Here is a 17,298-nt window from a genome sequence, read left to right on the forward strand (position 1 = left end):
TAAAAAGTGAAATTTTATATAGAAAACTTATATTTTTTAATTTTAATTCCAATAATTATCTCCTTTATGTACTACAGTATAAGAAAATTTAAAAATAGCAGTAAAAATGACTTTTTAATACTTATAAGTAGAATAATAATATTTACTCTTTTAACCTTATCTTTTGCCAATATAACAGTAAGTATTAAGGGGAAAAATATTTCTACAGTATTTTTATTAGATGTATCGGAAAGTATAAGTTCTTTTAAAAGTAGTGGAGAAAGCTTTATAAAAAGTGCTTTAGAAATAATGCCAAGGGGAAATAAAGCAGGAGTAATATTATTTGGAGATAATTCAAAAATAGATAAAATTATAGATAATAAGCAGTATAAGGGATTAAATGAAAGTCCTATAAATACGGCAACTAATATACAGTCAGTAGTTGAAAGTGCTATAACATTATTTGAAGATGGTACGTCAAAAAGAATAGTTCTTATAACTGATGGAGAAGAAAATAAAGGTGATATTTTAAAGTCTATTCCGCTAATTAATGCAGAAAATATAGATTTAAAGGTATATAAGGTAACAGGCCAAACAGGTAATGAAGTTTATGTAGACAATGTTACTGTGCCAGACAATATATCTGTAGGAGAAGAGTTTGCGGTACAAATAGACTTAGAATCAAATTATGAAACTTCAGCTAAGCTTACACTTTTTAGTGGAAGAGAAAAGGTTGGAGAGCAAGAAGTTCAAGTGAAAAAAGGAAGTAATTCCTTTGTTTTTAGGGATGTTCAAAATAGTGGGGGATTTAAAAGTTATAGAGTTACAGTAGAAGCAAATGGTGATACAAATAAGGTAAACAATGAATATAGTGCGTATACTAATGTAGTAGATAAACCTAATATTTTAATAATAAATGGAGTAAAAGGTGATGCTACTGCACTTGAAGAAATATTAAAAAATGGTGGAGCAAATATAAAAACTATTTATCCAGCTTCTTCTCCAAGTACTTTAAATGAACTTTTAGAATATAAAACTATAGTATTAAACAATGTTCATAAAGATGATTTAACTACTGGGTTTATGAATAATATAGAAAGCTATGTTAAGGAATATGGTGGTGGAGTTGTAACTTTTGGTGGAGAAGATGCTTACGCTCTTGGAGGGTATAAAGATACTTCCTTAGAAACTATACTTCCTGTAAACATGGATAAGAAAGGGAAAAACGAAGTTCCATCTATAAGTATTAACTTAATTATTGATAAGTCAGGAAGTATGAGTGCTGAAGGTGGAGGAGTAAGTAAGCTTACACTTGCAAAAGAAGCAGCAATGAAGGCTGTAGATAACTTAAGAGAAATAGATGATATATCAGTAATAGCCTTTGATGATACTTATGATGTAGTAGTACCTACTCAAAAGGTTACAGATAAAGATTATATAAAAGGGCTTATTTCAGGAATACAAATAAGAGGAGGTACATCAATATATCCAGCGCTAGAAAATGGATATAATCTTCAAAGAGAAAGTGATGCAAAAATAAAGCATACTATTCTTTTAACGGATGGACAAGATTCTGTACCTTATTCAACTTATGAAGTTCTTTTAAATAAGTTTAATGCAGATAATATAACTTTATCAACAGTAGCAGTAGGTGGAGATTCAAATCAAAGTTTATTAAGTGATTTAGCTGCAGCTGGACATGGAAGAAGCTATTACACTGATATCTTCACTGATATACCAAGAATATTTGCTCAAGAAGTATTATTATCGGCAGGAACTTATATAATAAATGAAGAATTTACACCAAGTATAGTAAGTAGTCATGAAGTTCTTGCAGGAGTTAAAACCTCAGAAGGAATTCCAAGTTTACTTGGATATATAGGAACATCATTAAAGGATGATGCTATTGAAATTTTAAGTTCTAATAGAGATGAGCCAATACTTGCAGTAAGACAATATGGAATAGGAAAAACTGTAAGCTTTACAAGTGATGTAGATGGAAGCTGGAGTAAAAACTATTTAAATTGGGAATATGGGCCACAATTAATAAAGAATATAGTTTATTATGCAATACCTTCTTATGGGGAAGAGGGACATTTATCAATTACTCAAGATGGTAATGAAGCTAAAGTGGAATTTTATAATGATAATATAACTTCTAATACAACTGTAACTGGAGTTTATAATGGTGAAGATGGTACAGAAGGAGAGTTTACGTTAACTCAAAGTGAGCCAGGAAAATTTGAAGCTAATATACCATTAAGTTCATTAGGATTTTATAACTTTAGTGTAAGAGAACAAGAAGGAAATAATATAAAGAGTACTTATAAAGGTGCATTTGCACTTAAATATTCAGATGAATACAAGTTTAATACCAATAGTATTAAATTAGATACATTAGTGAAAGAAACAAATGGAGCCTTTATAAATAAAGTTGAAGAAGTATTTACTAGTACTTTAGATAAGGAGTATAGAAAAATAAATTTAACTATTCCACTTATTATATTAGCATTAATACTATTTTTATTTGATATAGCTTATAGAAGACTAAACTTAGATTTTTCTAAGTTTATTAAAAATAAAGATAATAAAAATAAGAAAAAGAAACTTAAGAAAAAAGATAGTATTAGTGAAGAGTTAGCTATGGAAAAGGAAGTTAAAGTAGAAAACAAATATGAAAAAGTAGCTGATTTAAAAGAAGTAGCTAATGAAAGCAAGAAAGAGAAAAACACTAGATCAAAAAAAGAAAAGAAACAAGAAAAGCCAAAGGTTCAAGGTATTGATACTAATGCTTTACTTAAAAAGAAAAATGATAGAAATGGTATATAGATATTAGAAGAGTATAAGTCTTAAAATTGAAATTTAAATAAAAGAATCGGTAACTAAGGTTACTGATTCTTTTGCATTTGCAAAATTCGGGTTGCCCCGCAGGCGCGCTGCGGTTAAAAAAAAATTATTGATGCAAAATAAGATTAATGGTAAAATTAAAATCTTTATTGTAGTAAAATAAGTAAATTTGAAATGATACTAAATTTGAAAAAGGGAGGAAGATAAGATTGAATTTGATTTTAACGTATTTAAAAAGATATAAGGGATTTATATTATTAAATCTTTTAGGTGTACTTGGATTTGCCTTAGTTGAGCTTGGAATACCAACTATAATGGCAAATGTAATAGACAAGGGTATAGCTTATAATGATATAAGCTATATAAAGAAAATGGGAATAATAATTGTAGCTATATCAATCTTAGGTGTTATGGGAAGTATACTTTTAGGATATACTTCTGCAAAAATATCGACAAGTGTTGTAAGAGATATAAGAAATGATATTTTTAAAAAAGCACAAGCATTTTCTCATAGTGAGTATGATAAGTTTGGGATATCTTCAATGATTACAAGAACTACAAACGATGCATTTCAAGTTATGCAATTTACTAATACTATTTTAAGGATGGCAATGATATGTCCAGTAATGTTTGTTTTAAGTCTATTTATGATATTAAAGACAAATGTAAAGTTATCGTTAATACTAGTAGTTACATTACCATTAATAGTTTTAGGAGTATTTGCAATAGCAAAAACTTCTCATCCATGGTCTCAAACTCAACAAAAGAATTTAGATAAACTAAATAGAATTTCAAGGGAAAACTTAACTGGAATAAGAGTTATAAGAGCCTTTGGTAATGATAATTATGAAGCTGAAAGATTTAATAAGGCAAATAATGAATATGCAGGTATCTCAAAAAAGCTATTTAAGTTAATGTCAATTGCTCAGCCAAGTTTTTTCTTATTACTAAATTTAGCTATAATAGTTTTATTTTGGATTGCAAGTAAAATGATTAATATAGGTACATTGCAAGTTGGACAATTAGTAGCATTTATTGAATATTTATTCCATGCTATGTTTTCTTTAATGTTATTTTCAAATGTCTTTGTTATGTATCCAAGAGCACAGGTTTCTGCAGAAAGAATACAAGAAGTTTTAGATTCTGAAATATTAATAAAAAATCCAGCAAATGGAGTTACTGAAACTAATAATGAAGGTACTTTAGAGTTTAATAATGTTACATTTACTTATCCAGATGGAGAAGAGCCTGTAATAAAAAATGTTTCTTTTAAAGCTAAAAAAGGAGAAACTATAGCATTTATAGGAAGTACAGGTAGTGGTAAATCAACTCTAATAAATCTTATTCCAAGATTTTATGATGTTACAGAAGGTAACATAAAGATAGATGGAGTAGATGTAAGAGATTTTGATATTAAAGCGCTTCGTAAAAAAATAGGATTTATAAGACAAAAAACACTTTTATTTAAAGGAAGTATAAAAAGTAATATTAAGTTTGGAAAACCACATGCAACTCATAACGAAGTAGTTGAAAGTTCAAAAGTTGCGCAAGCTTATGATTTTATTACAAAGAAAGAAAAGAAGTTTGATGAGCCAATAGGTGAAGGTGGATCAAATGTTTCTGGTGGACAAAAGCAAAGATTATCAATAGCAAGAGCTTTAGTTAGAAAGCCAGAAATATATATATTTGATGATAGCTTTTCAGCTCTTGATTTTAAAACAGATGCTATTTTAAGAGCAACATTAAAAAAGGAAACAACTAGTTCAATTGTATTAATTGTGGCACAAAGAATAGGTTCTATTATGGATGCAGATAAAATTATAGTTCTGAATGAAGGTGAAGTTGTTGGAGCTGGCAAACATAAAGAATTATTAAAAACATGTCCAATATATAAAGAAATAGCATTATCACAACTTACAGAGGAGGAATTGGCATAATGAAAAAGATTTTAAATTCAATGAAAAAAATTACTCCTTTTGTTAAGCCTTATAAAATAGGATTTATTACAGCTATATTATTAATTATTATAGCTGCAGTGTTTACAGCACTTGCACCATCAGTAGAAGGACTTATAATAACTCAGCTTACTAATGATTCTTTTGACTTAATAAAAGGAATTGAAGGAGCTACAGTTAATTTTAAATATATAATAAAAGTATTAGTAGTATTATTTTGTGTATATTTAGGAAATACACTTGCAACTTATGGTTCAAGCTTTTTATTAACTAATGCTATTCAAAATAGTATGAGAGATTTAAGAAATTCAGTGCAAAATAAAATTAGAAAACTTCCAGTTAGTTATTTTGATAGTAATAGTTATGGTGATGTATTAAGTAGAATTACTAATGATATAGATACTATTTCAAATGCACTTCAACAAAGTTTAAGCCAAGTTGTAAATTCTATATTATCAGTTGTTTTAGCACTTACAATGATGTTTATCATAAATTTTAAAATGGCATTAGTAGCAATGCTTATAATTCCACTTAGCTTTATAGTATCAAAAATAGTAGTAAGCAAATCACAAGGATATTTTAAAGCACAACAAGATGCTTTAGGTAAATTAAATGGAACTGTTCAAGAAATGTTTACTGGATTTAATGAAATAAAGCTATATGGAAAAGAAGATGATGCAGTTGAAGAATTTATTGACATTAATAATAAGCTTCAAAAAGCTGGATTTAAAGCACAATTTATATCAAGTACAATGGGGCCTTTAGTATCATTAGTTTGTTATCTAGGAATAGCAGCAGTAGGTATAATGGGGGCTATAATATCAATTGGAGGAGGAATTACTGTTGGTAATCTTCAAGCATTTATAAGATATATATGGCAAATAAATCAGCCTTTATCTCAAGTAACACAATTATCTTCAGCTATACAATCAGCTTTTGCAGCAGTAGATAGAGTATTTGAATTCTTAGAAGAGGAAGAACAAAGCGCAGATAAGAGTGATTCTGTTAAATTAGAAAATCCAAAAGGAAATGTTTCATTTGAACATGTACGATTTGGATATAGTGATGATAAAATCTTAATTCATGATTTAAATGCAGAAGTTAAGGCTGGTCAAATGGTAGCTATAGTTGGGCCTACAGGAGCAGGTAAAACTACATTAATAAATTTATTAATGAGATTTTATGAGCTTAAAGGTGGAGCAATTAAAATAGATGGAGTAGATATAAGAGATATGACACGTGAGGATTTACGTAGTATGTTTGGTATGGTACTTCAAGATACATGGCTATTTAATGGAACTATAGAAAATAACATAAAGTACGGTAGGTTTGAAGCTACAAAGGAAGAAGTAGTGGAAGCTGCTAAAATAGCTAATGTACATCATTTTATTAAAACTCTTCCTGATGGATATAATATGTTTTTAAATGAAGAGGCATCTAATATATCTCAAGGTGAAAAGCAACTTTTAACTATAGCAAGAGCTATAATTTCTGATCCTGCAATATTAATATTAGATGAAGCAACAAGTTCAGTAGATACAAGAATAGAACTTATGCTACAAAAAGCTATGCAAAATATAATGAAAGGAAGAACAAGCTTCGTTATAGCTCATAGATTATCTACTATAAAAAGTGCAGATTTAATATTAGTAATAAAAGATGGAAATATAATAGAACAAGGAAATCATAAAGAGTTAATGGCAAAAGGTGGATTCTATGAATCTCTATATAATAGCCAGTTTGCAGAGGATATTTAGATATATAATATTAGCCCATGTAGTAAAACTTCTACATGGGCTAATATTTTTGTAGGTGTCTTTTGTTCTGTTAAAATCATAAGATAGTGTATATTAATTTTGGAGGGCTATATTTTGGCTAAGAAGAAGAAAAAATGTAAAAATTATTGTAATAGATTTGATGATTATAGTGTTCCTCCATGTGCAAAGTTTTTGGGTAGTGTTAATCCATTAGTCAAGGATGGTAAAGTAGTTTATAGAAATATCAATAGATTATATTTATTTTTGAGTTATAATTACTCAAGACTTGCAACAGAAGAATATAATTATTTAAATCCACTAACATTTAATAATAAGGTTAATGGAAACTTACAAATAGATTTATATTGTTTTATTATAGGCTTATATATTAATGAGGTAGAGAAAGGAAATATTCAATATAACAGTAATATAAAAATTCATGATGATAAAAATGCAGATAAATTTATAAAAGAAATTATGGAAAATAATTATGAATTCAGCAGTTCATTCATTCCTTCATTGACTTATTTAATTTCAAATTCTAGTGCAGTTATTCCGTTTTATACTGGAGTTATAGATATAAGTATAACTAATTTTTATATTATTCTTATGCTAAGTAGATTTTATAGTGATTATGGATTGTTATTTTCTGATAATGCTTACATTACAAATGATTTTATTAATAGAACTCTTGCTAATATTTATGTTGAATTTAATTGTCCACCTAAAAGGTAATTAGAAAATGTAAAATAGATATAAGATTTAAAGAGAAATAATAAACTTGCCTCTATAATTAATAAATATTAAAATAAAGGCTGAAAGATATTTAGATGTAATAAACATAAGATGTGAGGTAGAAAATGAAAATACGAGTACCAGAATATTTTAAAGATTTTAAATGTATAGCATCAGAATGTGAAGATACATGTTGTGCTGGATGGGGAATTGTAATTGATGATGAAACATATAAAAAGTATCAAAAGGTAGAAGGGTGCTTTGGAGAAAGATTAAAAAATGAGATAGTAAATGAGGCTGGAGAAAATATATTTGTTTTAAAGGGAAATAACTGTCCTTTTTTAGCAGAAAATAAATTATGTGATATATATAAGGAGCTTGGAGAAGAGGGGTTATCGTATACTTGCAAACAATATCCAAGATATATGGAGGAGTTTGGCTCTTTAAGAGAAATAGGAATATCATTATCATGTCCTGAAGCTTGTAGAATAATTTTAAGAGATTCTAAAAAGGTAACTTTTGAATTAAGTGAAAATGATGAAGAAGTTAATAGATATAATGATATTAATGCTATGCTTTATATTGAGCTTATGCAATGCAGAAAAATAGTTATTGATATTCTTCAAAATAGAAGTATAGATTTAAATACAAGAGCTTCCATAGTTCTTAATTTTACTAAGGAAATTCAAGATAAAATAGATGAAAATGAAATAATAAGCATAAAAGCTATTAGAGAAAAATATTTAAAAGAAGATTATATAAGGGAAATCATAGATAGTTTAGAAGAATATAAAAATGATGAAACTACTAAATATAAGAATGTATATGAATATTTTAATGTATTTAAAAGCTTAAAACATATAACGCCTAATGATCCTCTTGGATTAGAAAATGCTTTAAGAATATTCTGGCAAAGTGAAGATGATAAGGAAATTTATTTATATAAACATAAGGCTTTTAATAAATATTATGAAGAAAATATGTATGAATTTGAGCATATTTTAGTATATTTCATATTTAGATATTTCATGAAGGCTGTTTTTGATTATGATGTATCTGCAAAAGTAAAAACTGCTATAGTAAGTTATTTAATGATTAAAGAATTATCTGTAGTAAGATTTACTGAAGAAGGTGATTTTACTAATGAAGATATGGTAGATATATCTCATACTTACTCTAAAGATATCGAACACTTAGAAGAAAATATAGAGTCATTAGCAGAGATTTTTGAAACTAATAATGTATTTACAATAAATGAAATAATAGCTGTATTAATGAATTAATTAATATTTTATAGAAGGATAAAATATGTATAAGTGTAGCTTGTAAACTTAGAATTAAATAGTAGACTTATGAATATATAATAATGAACTAATAAATATATAAATAGGAGATTATATGAAAAGTACTATTAAAGTAACTAAGTGGGTTGCAGGTGGAATAGAAGCTTTACTTGGAATTCCTGTACTAGGTGCAAGTATAATATTATCTTTGGCATGGACCCCATTAATAGCAATGTTAACTTTTCACATTGTAAATTTAGTATTATCTAAAAAAGAAAATTTACCTATTACAGGAAGCATTTTAGGTATTGTAGGTAATGCAATTGGATGGATACCATTTGTCGGAATGATTATGCATATTTTAACTGCCATATTTGTTATGATTGAAGCGGCAAAAACTGAAGTAGACGAATAGATTTGTAAAAACTGCTGTAAAACTAAAATGTTTTACAGCAGTTTTTTATTAATTAAAATCTAAGAAAATGTTTACAGAAGGTAAAAAATATGCTAAATTATATTTTGAGAGAATATATGACATAAAATACTAAAAAATGCAAAAATGGATGTATTTTTTTGACTTATATTTAATTATCGTTTAATTATAAACACAACACTAGTAGAAGTAAGGGAGAGAATATTTATGGCAAGAGAAAAATTTGCAAAAAAAGTTGGAGTAAGTTTAGCTATAATGTTAGCAATAAACTCTATGGCATCGATAAGTGTACAAGCTACTACAGAAATAACAAATGAGGTAGTGAATACATTATCTGAAAAGAAATTAACAATTAATCCACTTCCTCAGAGTATGGAAATATTAAATGGACAAGTTGAATTAACAGAAACTATTAATATAATAGGTGCAGATCAAGCAGATTTATATGCAGTAGAGTTATTAAAAAGTATTTTAACTAATATGGATATAACTGTTAATGAAATACCAGTTGAAGGAGCTACTACTATATATATTGGAGAAGTAAATGATAATATAGTTGAAATGGAAGATGCTATTACTGAGTTAGCAGTTGATACTTCAACTGTTACTAAATCAGAAGGTTATATTTTAGCAGCTAAAGATGATGAAGCTGGAGATAAGATAATAATTAGAGGTAATGATGAATCAGGAACATTTTATGGGGTTCAAACATTAAAGCAAATTATAGAAAATGATAATGATAAAAATATTGAAGAAGTTGTCATAAAAGATGAACCCAATATAGAATTAAGAGCTGTAGTTGAAGGGTTTTATGGAACACCTTGGACTCAAGAAGAAAGATTAGATCAATTAAAAATGTATGGTGAAAATAAAATGAATGCATATATATATGCACCAAAATCAGATCCATATCATAGAGATTTATGGAGAGAACCATATCCAGAATCAGAATTAGATAGAATGCAAGAGCTTATTTATACAGCTAATGAAAATAAAGTTGATTTTATATTTGCTATATCACCAGGAATAGATATTAAATTTGATGGTGAAGAAGGGGAAGCAGATTTTCAAGCGCTATTAAATAAGTGTGAAACATTATATGAGATGGGTGTTAGAAGATTTGCTATTCTTTGGGATGATATTGAAAATAGCCAAGGTGATAAGCATGCAGAAATATTAAATAGATTTAATGAAGAGTTTGTAAAAGTAAAAGATGGAGTAAAATCATTAATTACAGTTCCAAAGGAATATTGGGAAACATCAATGTTTGATTTAGATGGAGTAACTATTCAGAAGTATACTAAAGATTTTGCTGAAACTTTAGATGAAGATATAGAAGTAATGTGGACAGGTCATCATGTTATACCATCCCATGGTGTTACTATGGAAGATGTAGATGTGGTAACAAATATATATGGCAAGAAAATGATGTTATGGTGGAACTATCCTGTTAATGATTATAAAGAAGATAAATTAGGCTTAGGACCTATGTATGGTTTTGATAATAATTTAGATGAAAAAATGTCAGGATTTATTATTAATCCAATGAGATTTGCAGAAGCATCAAAAATATCAACTTTAACAGGTGCAGATTATGCGTGGAATACTAAAGCATATGATTATGAAAGATCATGGGATAATGCATTAAAAGTAGTTGGGGGAGAGGCAAAGGAAGAATTAAAATATGTTGCAGATCATTCAACTAGATTAGATACAGGTAGACCAGACTCGCCAGAATTAGATAGCTTTATAGAAACAATGTGGGAAAAATGGGATAATGGAGAAGATGTTTCTTCTGAATTAGCTACTTTAAAGAGTGAATTTGAAAAAATGATCAGTACTCCTGATTCATTAAGAGAAAAGTTAGATAATGAAGAATTATTATCTCAAATGGAAAAGCAACTTGTTAAGTTTGAAAAGTATGGAGAAGTTGGATTAGGTATAGTTTCTATGCTTGAATCTATACAAAATGATGATATGGTTGGATTCTGGAATAAAAAATATGAAGGTATGAAAGCTTTAGCAGAATTAGATTCTTTAGAAGGTATAATTGCAGAAAAAGTTGTAGATCCATTTATAAGAAAATCTCATGATATTGGAAGTAAGTATTTCAATGATAAAACTACTATATTAGAGGATGAAATATTTACGAAGAAATATAATTATACCCCAATAATGAATATTGAAGGACCAACAACAGATAAATGGTTTTTAAAAGATATATATTTACCAGAATATATTGTTGACGATAGAAATGATTCAGGGTTTGTATCTGGAGAAACAGTTAAAGCAGGTGAATATATGGGCTTTGACTTAGGACAAGTAGAAACTATAAAAGACGTATTTTTAGCAATGGGTAGAACTTGCTATGATGAGGATATAGTAACAACGGGTGTTCTTGAATATTCAGTAGATGGAGAAAATTGGACAGAACTTAAAGTTAATGATGGACAATATGATTTATTAGCAGAATGCGATATAGAAGCTAGATATGTAAGATACAGAATTACTGAAGATTCAGATAAGAAATTATATATAAGAGATTTTAAAGTTAATACAGGAAAAACATTAGAAAATGTTATAGGAAATATAAAATCAGAAACAGCTATAGCTAAGAAAAGTGTAGAAGGTACAGAGGAAGTAACATTAGTAGAAAATATAGGAGAGGTATCATTAAAAGCTGGTGATACTATAGGTTTAGCTTTAAATGATGTTAAACATATAGTTGCTGTAACTGCTAATGGAAATATGAATGAATCTGATTTTGTTATAGAAAGCTCAATTGATAATGCTCAATGGGAAAAGGTAGCCGAAGGAACATCATTTAGAGTTGATGATCCAGTAGTAGGAAAGTACTTTAGAATAAAAGCTATTAATGATACAAAGGTTAACATAGAAAATATTAAGGTATATACTGAAGGATTTGATATTGCAGAAGTTACAACTAATAGACGTATAAGTACAAATGATCTTATACATCCAAGATATGCAGCTGACAATGATATATCATCTCAATTTGTGTGTTCAGACGATATATTTGAAGGAGAATTTGTTCAATTAGATTATGGAAAGGTTAAGCATGTAAGAGATATTAGAATAGTTCAAGGACCAGGAGCTGATATACTTTCAGGAGATGTAGAGTATTCAGTAGATGGAGAAAACTGGACTAAGGTAGGAGTAATCACAGGACCAGAAACTTTAATTAAAGACTTAGACATAAATGTAAGATATGTGAGAGTTATTTCAGATAGAAATGAAGAGTTTCCATGGACAAGAGTTAGAATGATTGCTGTAAATACAACAGAAAAAGAATATAAGACAAGTGCAACAGCAAGCGGAACTTATGTAGATAGAACTGAAAATATAAGAGATAATGACTTAAATACAGCTTATATACCTACTAGAGATATAGTAGCAGGAGACACTTTAACTTATAGAATATTTGATGGTAAATTAACTTCAAAGGTTACAGTGGTTCAAGGTGCAGATAATATATCAGGAGCAAAAGTTATTGCAGAAACAATTAATGGTGAAACAATAGAACTTGGAATTTTAGATGAAGCATTAAAAGAGTTACATTTAGAAAATCCAAGAAATATAGTAGCTGTTAAGTTAGTATGGGAAAGTGATGCTGGAAGACCAGAAATATTTGAAATTAAGCCTACGTTTGTATCTTTAGATTCAATAATGGAAAAAATTAATAGTGCCATAGCTACAGCTGAAGAAGCATTAAAAAGTGAAAAAGTAACTGAGGAAAGAATTGCTTTAGAAGAAAGTTTAGCAAACATAAAGGAAAAACTAGCTTCAGATATGGCTACTGAAGATGAAAAAGTATTAGCATATGAGGATTTAATAGAAAAGACAAAGGCATTTATAGATTCAGTGGAAACGCCAGAAGTCCCAGAAATTCCAGAAATACCAGAAGTTCCAGAAAGTCCTGAAGTTCCAGAAACCCCTGAAGTTCCAGAAATACCAGAGACGCCAGTAAGGCCAGAGACATCAAAACCAGAAACTTCTGAAAAGCCAAATAAACCAACAGAGAATTTACCACAAACTGGTGCAGTTGTAGGAACAGGTGTTATAGCTGCAATAGGAGGATTATTAACTGCAGCCGGAGTTGCAATTTTTAAAAGAAAAAAAGATTAGTTTAAAAGAAAACTAGATAATAAAAACTGCCATAAAACTAAAGGGTTTTACGGCAGTTTTTATTTATTTATTATTCAAATATAAGAATACTAATTATTAGCTAACGTGTTTATGTGCAGCCCTTGCAGCTTCTTCTCTCATTTTTCTAGCATACCAATCTTCACAAATTTTATTAAATTCATCTTCAGTCAAGTCAGTTCTTGAAAGTATAGAAGTATAAGGTGCATATTTATTAGTTGTGTTATAGAATTTATCAATTAAAATATGGTCCTTTTTATACTCAAATCTATAGTTTTGATGTTTGTTGTTTGTAAATAATGTCATAAAATCACTCTCTTTCATTTATTTTAATTTAATTTTTAAATTTAAAAACAACAGTTAATAAAATTTAGTAAACTACAGGATTTAAATTATAAATTATTCAATTAAAATTCTGCTATCACTATTTGCAATGTGCTCCTTCTTTGGAAGTTTAATATTTAAAACACCATTTTCAAATTTTGCTTGAATTTTATTTTTATCTACATTATCAATATAAAATTCCCTTGAAATTTTACCATAATGTCTTTCCTTCCTTATAAAGTTATTTGCTTTTTCTTCATTTTCATTGTTTCTTACAGCAGATATAGTTAAATAATTATTGCTATAATCAATATTTATATCTTTTTTCTCAACTCCTGGTAATTCAGCATGAATAATATACTCTTCAGGTGTCTCTTTAATATCTGTCTTGAAACTTGAACTACTATTAAATGGTGATGTAATATCATCATTAAAGAAGTCTTGAATCATGTCATTTAATGATACTCCTTTGTAATTTTCTCCATTGCTAAATTTAAAAGGTACTAAACCAAACATACAAAGACCTCCTTAAATGAAATTCCAAATTTTAATTTAGTTAATCGAACTTACATCTTTTATTACAAAAAGATGTTTTATTTGAATTAATCTATAAATTTTCATTTGGTTTATTTTTTGTACTTTCCTTATCTCTTTGTACAACTATATTATATGATTAAAGTAAAAGAAGGTCAAAAATGTAACAGTGATAATACAAAATTCATAGTGAGAATATTAACCTTATTGGTATGTAATAGCCAAATTTAAAAAATTTTAAAAATATTTTAAGCAAAATAATCTTATTTGGGAATTATTAAGAAATATTTATAAATTTTTATATTATAAATTGTATTAGTTAATTATATAGTTTTTAATATATAATATAATTCAATAGATTAAAAACTATATAAGTTAGGGAGAGGAAAGCAAATGAAGAGTTTAGATTTTATATACCAAAGAAAGAGTGTTAGAAAATTTAAAGAGATAAATGTTCCTAAAGAAGATATTATTAAAATGTTAGATGCAGCAACACATGCACCATCGCCAAAAAATCAGCAAACATGGCATTTTGTTGTAATACAAAATAAAGATTTAATAAATGAAATAGGAAATATAGTTACAAAGAATCATATTCATTTAGCAGACATAGCTAAAGAAGAAAAACAAAGAAAACAAATGATGAGTGTATTGCCGTATTATACATGTTTTAAAAATGCGCCTGTAGTAATTGTTGTATATTCAAAGGAATATTATATGGTAGAAGAAACAATTCTTAGAGATAATAATGCTAGTGAAGATGTTATTAATGAATTAAGATTTCCTAATTCAGCAGCTCAAGGAATTGGAGCAGCTATAGAAAACTTTTTATTAGCAGCAACAGAACTTGGTTATGGCACTTGCTATATGACAGGGCCAACTCATTCAAAGAGCGAAATTGAGGAACTTATTAGCTTTAATAAGGAAGGCTATAACTTAATGGCAATGATATCTCTTGGAGTTTCAGAAGATGATACACCAAATTCACCACCACGTAAACCATTAGAGGAAGTAGTTACATTTATAGATTAAGTAATGATTAAAAAATTATAATTTTTTTATAAAGAATAAACAGGATACCAAGAGGATTTAATCTTCGTGGTATCCTGTTTGTTTAATACAGATATTTTATCTAAAAGTAATTTCTTTAAAAATTTATTTAAAAAATTAAGTGCTTTGATAAATAAATTTTGATATTTATAAATTTAAATATTGATAAATTTCTTTATATTAATAATGAAATTTAATAACAAAATTATTCTGTGAATTAATTGTTTATGGACATGAGTTTTTTGTGGAAAAACAGATTTCACCCTATAATATTCCATAAAATTCAATAAAATGTAATAAAATATAAATAATAACAGTAAAATATGGAATAAATAGTAATATAGATGTTAAAAATATGGGAATGGATTATTAAAATTTAAATATATAAAAGAATTTATAAATAAGTTTGCAAAAAAAACATGAAAAAGGTTGATAAATTAATAATTGTATAGTAAAATAATAGTAAATTAACTATAAAATTAAAAAAACAGAAGTTTTACTCTAAAAAGGTATGTCGATTTTTGTTTAAAAAATACAAAAAATTTTAAAATAATATTTTACTTAGGGGGATAAAATGGAACAGAGAAAAGAAGAAAAAATCATTGATTTACAAGAGAAGAAAAAAGTTTCTCTAATTGAGAAAATAGGGAAGAAAATACCAGATCCAGTTATTATATTTGCAATATTTTATGTTGTTGTATTAGCTGCAACTTTCTTCTTAGGAGGAAAAACATTTGATGTTATGAATGGTGATGGTAGTTATACAACACACACTATTTTAAATATGTTTGATTCAGAAAATATTCAATGGATATTTTCAAATGCATTACTTAACAACTGGTTAGCATATGGTGGAGGAGTATTAGGTACAATTCTTGTTGTTATGCTAGGAGTTGGTCTTGCAGAAGAATCAGGTCTTTTATCTACATTAATTAAAAAGGTTGGATTAAAAGTTTCTGATAAAATGCTTCCAATAGTATTAGTATTTTTAGGAATAATGAGTAGTATAGCTACTGATGCAGGTTATGTAATTTTAATACCTTTAGCAGGTTTATTATATGCAGGGTTAAAGAAAAACCCACTTATTGGTATGGCAGCTGCTTTTGCTGGGGTATCAGCAGGATTTAGTGCAAACTTAATACCAGCTACACCAATAGATATTATTATTGGTAACAATGCAAAGATATTTGCTGAAGGACAAGGTATTCCTTTTGCTAATGCAGCAGGACAAGCTTTAAATCCAGCAACAATGCATTATTACTTTGTAGTTGCTTCTACTTTCTTATTAGCAGCTATAGGTGCTTTTGTAACTATAAAGATAATTAAGCCAAGACTTGAAAAAGAAAGTTATGTAATTCCAGAAGATATGAATTTAGATGACTTTACAGTTAAACCAGTTGAAAATAAAGCTCTTAAATTTGCAGGTTTAGGATTCTTAATTGCAGCATTATGTGTAGTAGGATTATACTTCGGACCTTTAGCAACATATATAGCTGAAGATGGTTCAAAAGTAACACCATTTATGGATAATATTATATTAATAATAACATTCTTATTCTTTATGCCAGGTGTATTCTATGGTATGAAAGTTGGAAAGTTCAAGACTGCTAATGATGTAGTTAAAGGTATGTCAAAGCAAATGGGAACAATGGGATCAGTACTTGTTTTAACATTCTTCTCATACAACTTCTTAGCATTATTATCTAAGAGTGGACTTGGAACGTATATTACATACTTAGGTGGAAACTTATTAAAGTCAATGAACTTATCAGAATTCCCAATACTTTTAATAATCGGATTTATATTAATAACAGCTGTAATTAATCTTTTTGTTGGTGGATTAACTTCAAAATGGATGTTACTTGGACCAATATTCTTACCAATGTTATATCAAGTAAATTCAAATATGACACCAGAAGTTGTTGCTGCTGCTTATAGAGTTGCAGACTCATCAACTAATATAATAACTCCATTAATGTCTTATGCAGGTATTATCTTAGTATTTATGAGAAAGTACAAGCCAGAATACACAATTGGAGATATGATAAGATTAATGATGCCTTATTCAGTAAGCTTCTTAATCGGATGGACAATTCTTTTATTAGGATTCTTCGCATTTGGAATTCCATTTGGGTTCTAGTAATAAATATATATTCCGTAATAGTTGTAAAAGCTATTACGGATTTTTTTGAATTTGTTTATATAATTACTAATTTTATTGGTAATATTTTAATTGG

11 protein-coding genes are annotated in these 17,298 nt (G+C 27.8%); 9 read left to right on the forward strand and 2 right to left on the reverse strand.

Annotated elements, in window-relative coordinates; all coding sequences use genetic code 11:
• Positions 1–6 precede the first annotated feature (6 nt).
• The 7 genes from LPC13_RS00280 (at position 7) to LPC13_RS00310 (ending at position 13,135) form a co-directional block, all read left to right on the forward strand.
• Positions 7–2,808, forward strand: coding sequence for a VWA domain-containing protein (locus LPC13_RS00280; protein ID WP_040419702.1), 2,802 nt, complete (start codon positions 7–9; stop codon positions 2,806–2,808).
• Positions 2,809–3,035: 227 nt separating this feature from the next.
• Positions 3,036–4,763, forward strand: coding sequence for an ABC transporter ATP-binding protein (locus LPC13_RS00285; RefSeq protein ID WP_234088453.1), 1,728 nt, complete (start codon positions 3,036–3,038; stop codon positions 4,761–4,763).
• The gene (locus tag LPC13_RS00290; protein ID WP_005214128.1) at positions 4,763–6,538 is read left to right on the forward strand and encodes an ABC transporter ATP-binding protein; all 1,776 of its coding nucleotides are present in this window, start codon (positions 4,763–4,765) and stop codon (positions 6,536–6,538) included. The genes LPC13_RS00285 and LPC13_RS00290 overlap by 1 nt, the downstream gene beginning before the upstream one ends.
• Before the next feature lie 114 nt (positions 6,539–6,652).
• Positions 6,653–7,273 (forward strand): hypothetical protein, encoded by a 621-nt coding sequence (locus LPC13_RS00295; protein ID WP_040419698.1) that lies wholly within the window; start codon positions 6,653–6,655, stop codon positions 7,271–7,273.
• Positions 7,274–7,398: 125 nt separating this feature from the next.
• Positions 7,399–8,556 (forward strand): flagellin lysine-N-methylase, encoded by a 1,158-nt coding sequence (gene fliB, locus LPC13_RS00300; protein ID WP_005214125.1) that lies wholly within the window; start codon positions 7,399–7,401, stop codon positions 8,554–8,556.
• Positions 8,557–8,671: 115 nt separating this feature from the next.
• On the forward strand, positions 8,672–8,971 hold the full coding sequence (locus tag LPC13_RS00305; RefSeq protein ID WP_005214123.1) for a hypothetical protein: 300 nt from the start codon (positions 8,672–8,674) through the stop codon (positions 8,969–8,971).
• Between the two features lie 225 nt (positions 8,972–9,196).
• Entirely contained in the window at positions 9,197–13,135 is a 3,939-nt protein-coding gene (locus tag LPC13_RS00310; protein ID WP_234088455.1) for a beta-N-acetylglucosaminidase domain-containing protein, read from the forward strand.
• Between the two features lie 96 nt (positions 13,136–13,231).
• Here LPC13_RS00310 and LPC13_RS00315 read toward each other — a convergent pair whose 3' ends face one another.
• Entirely contained in the window at positions 13,232–13,459 is a 228-nt protein-coding gene (locus LPC13_RS00315; RefSeq protein ID WP_040419696.1) for a hypothetical protein, read from the reverse strand.
• 93 nt (positions 13,460–13,552) lie between these two features.
• Complete coding sequence (locus LPC13_RS00320; RefSeq protein WP_005214115.1) at positions 13,553–13,993, reverse strand: Hsp20/alpha crystallin family protein; 441 nt, start codon at positions 13,991–13,993, stop codon at positions 13,553–13,555.
• A 411-nt stretch (positions 13,994–14,404) separates the two neighbouring features.
• Here LPC13_RS00320 and LPC13_RS00325 point away from each other — a divergent pair, with 411 nt between their 5' ends.
• The gene (locus tag LPC13_RS00325) at positions 14,405–15,043 is read left to right on the forward strand and encodes a nitroreductase family protein (protein WP_005214114.1); all 639 of its coding nucleotides are present in this window, start codon (positions 14,405–14,407) and stop codon (positions 15,041–15,043) included.
• Between the two features lie 592 nt (positions 15,044–15,635).
• Positions 15,636–17,201, forward strand: coding sequence for an AbgT family transporter (locus LPC13_RS00330; protein ID WP_234088456.1), 1,566 nt, complete (start codon positions 15,636–15,638; stop codon positions 17,199–17,201).
• Positions 17,202–17,298 lie beyond the last annotated feature (97 nt).

The sequence above is a fragment of the Clostridium celatum genome (assembly GCF_021412605.1).
Lineage (GTDB): Bacteria > Bacillota > Clostridia > Clostridiales > Clostridiaceae > Clostridium > Clostridium celatum.

Bases quoted from the DNA above. Each gene is read 5' to 3' on its own strand.
- LPC13_RS00320 (WP_005214115.1), bottom strand. From the start codon at position 13,993: ATGTTTGGTTTAGTACCTTTTAAATTTAGCAATGGAGAAAATTACAAA.
- LPC13_RS00325 (WP_005214114.1), top strand. From the start codon at position 14,405: ATGAAGAGTTTAGATTTTATATACCAAAGAAAGAGTGTTAGAAAATTT.
- LPC13_RS00330 (WP_234088456.1), top strand. From the start codon at position 15,636: ATGGAACAGAGAAAAGAAGAAAAAATCATTGATTTACAAGAGAAGAAA.
- LPC13_RS00315 (WP_040419696.1), bottom strand. From the start codon at position 13,459: ATGACATTATTTACAAACAACAAACATCAAAACTATAGATTTGAGTAT.
- fliB (WP_005214125.1), top strand. From the start codon at position 7,399: ATGAAAATACGAGTACCAGAATATTTTAAAGATTTTAAATGTATAGCA.
- LPC13_RS00310 (WP_234088455.1), top strand. From the start codon at position 9,197: ATGGCAAGAGAAAAATTTGCAAAAAAAGTTGGAGTAAGTTTAGCTATA.
- LPC13_RS00305 (WP_005214123.1), top strand. From the start codon at position 8,672: ATGAAAAGTACTATTAAAGTAACTAAGTGGGTTGCAGGTGGAATAGAA.
- LPC13_RS00290 (WP_005214128.1), top strand. From the start codon at position 4,763: ATGAAAAAGATTTTAAATTCAATGAAAAAAATTACTCCTTTTGTTAAG.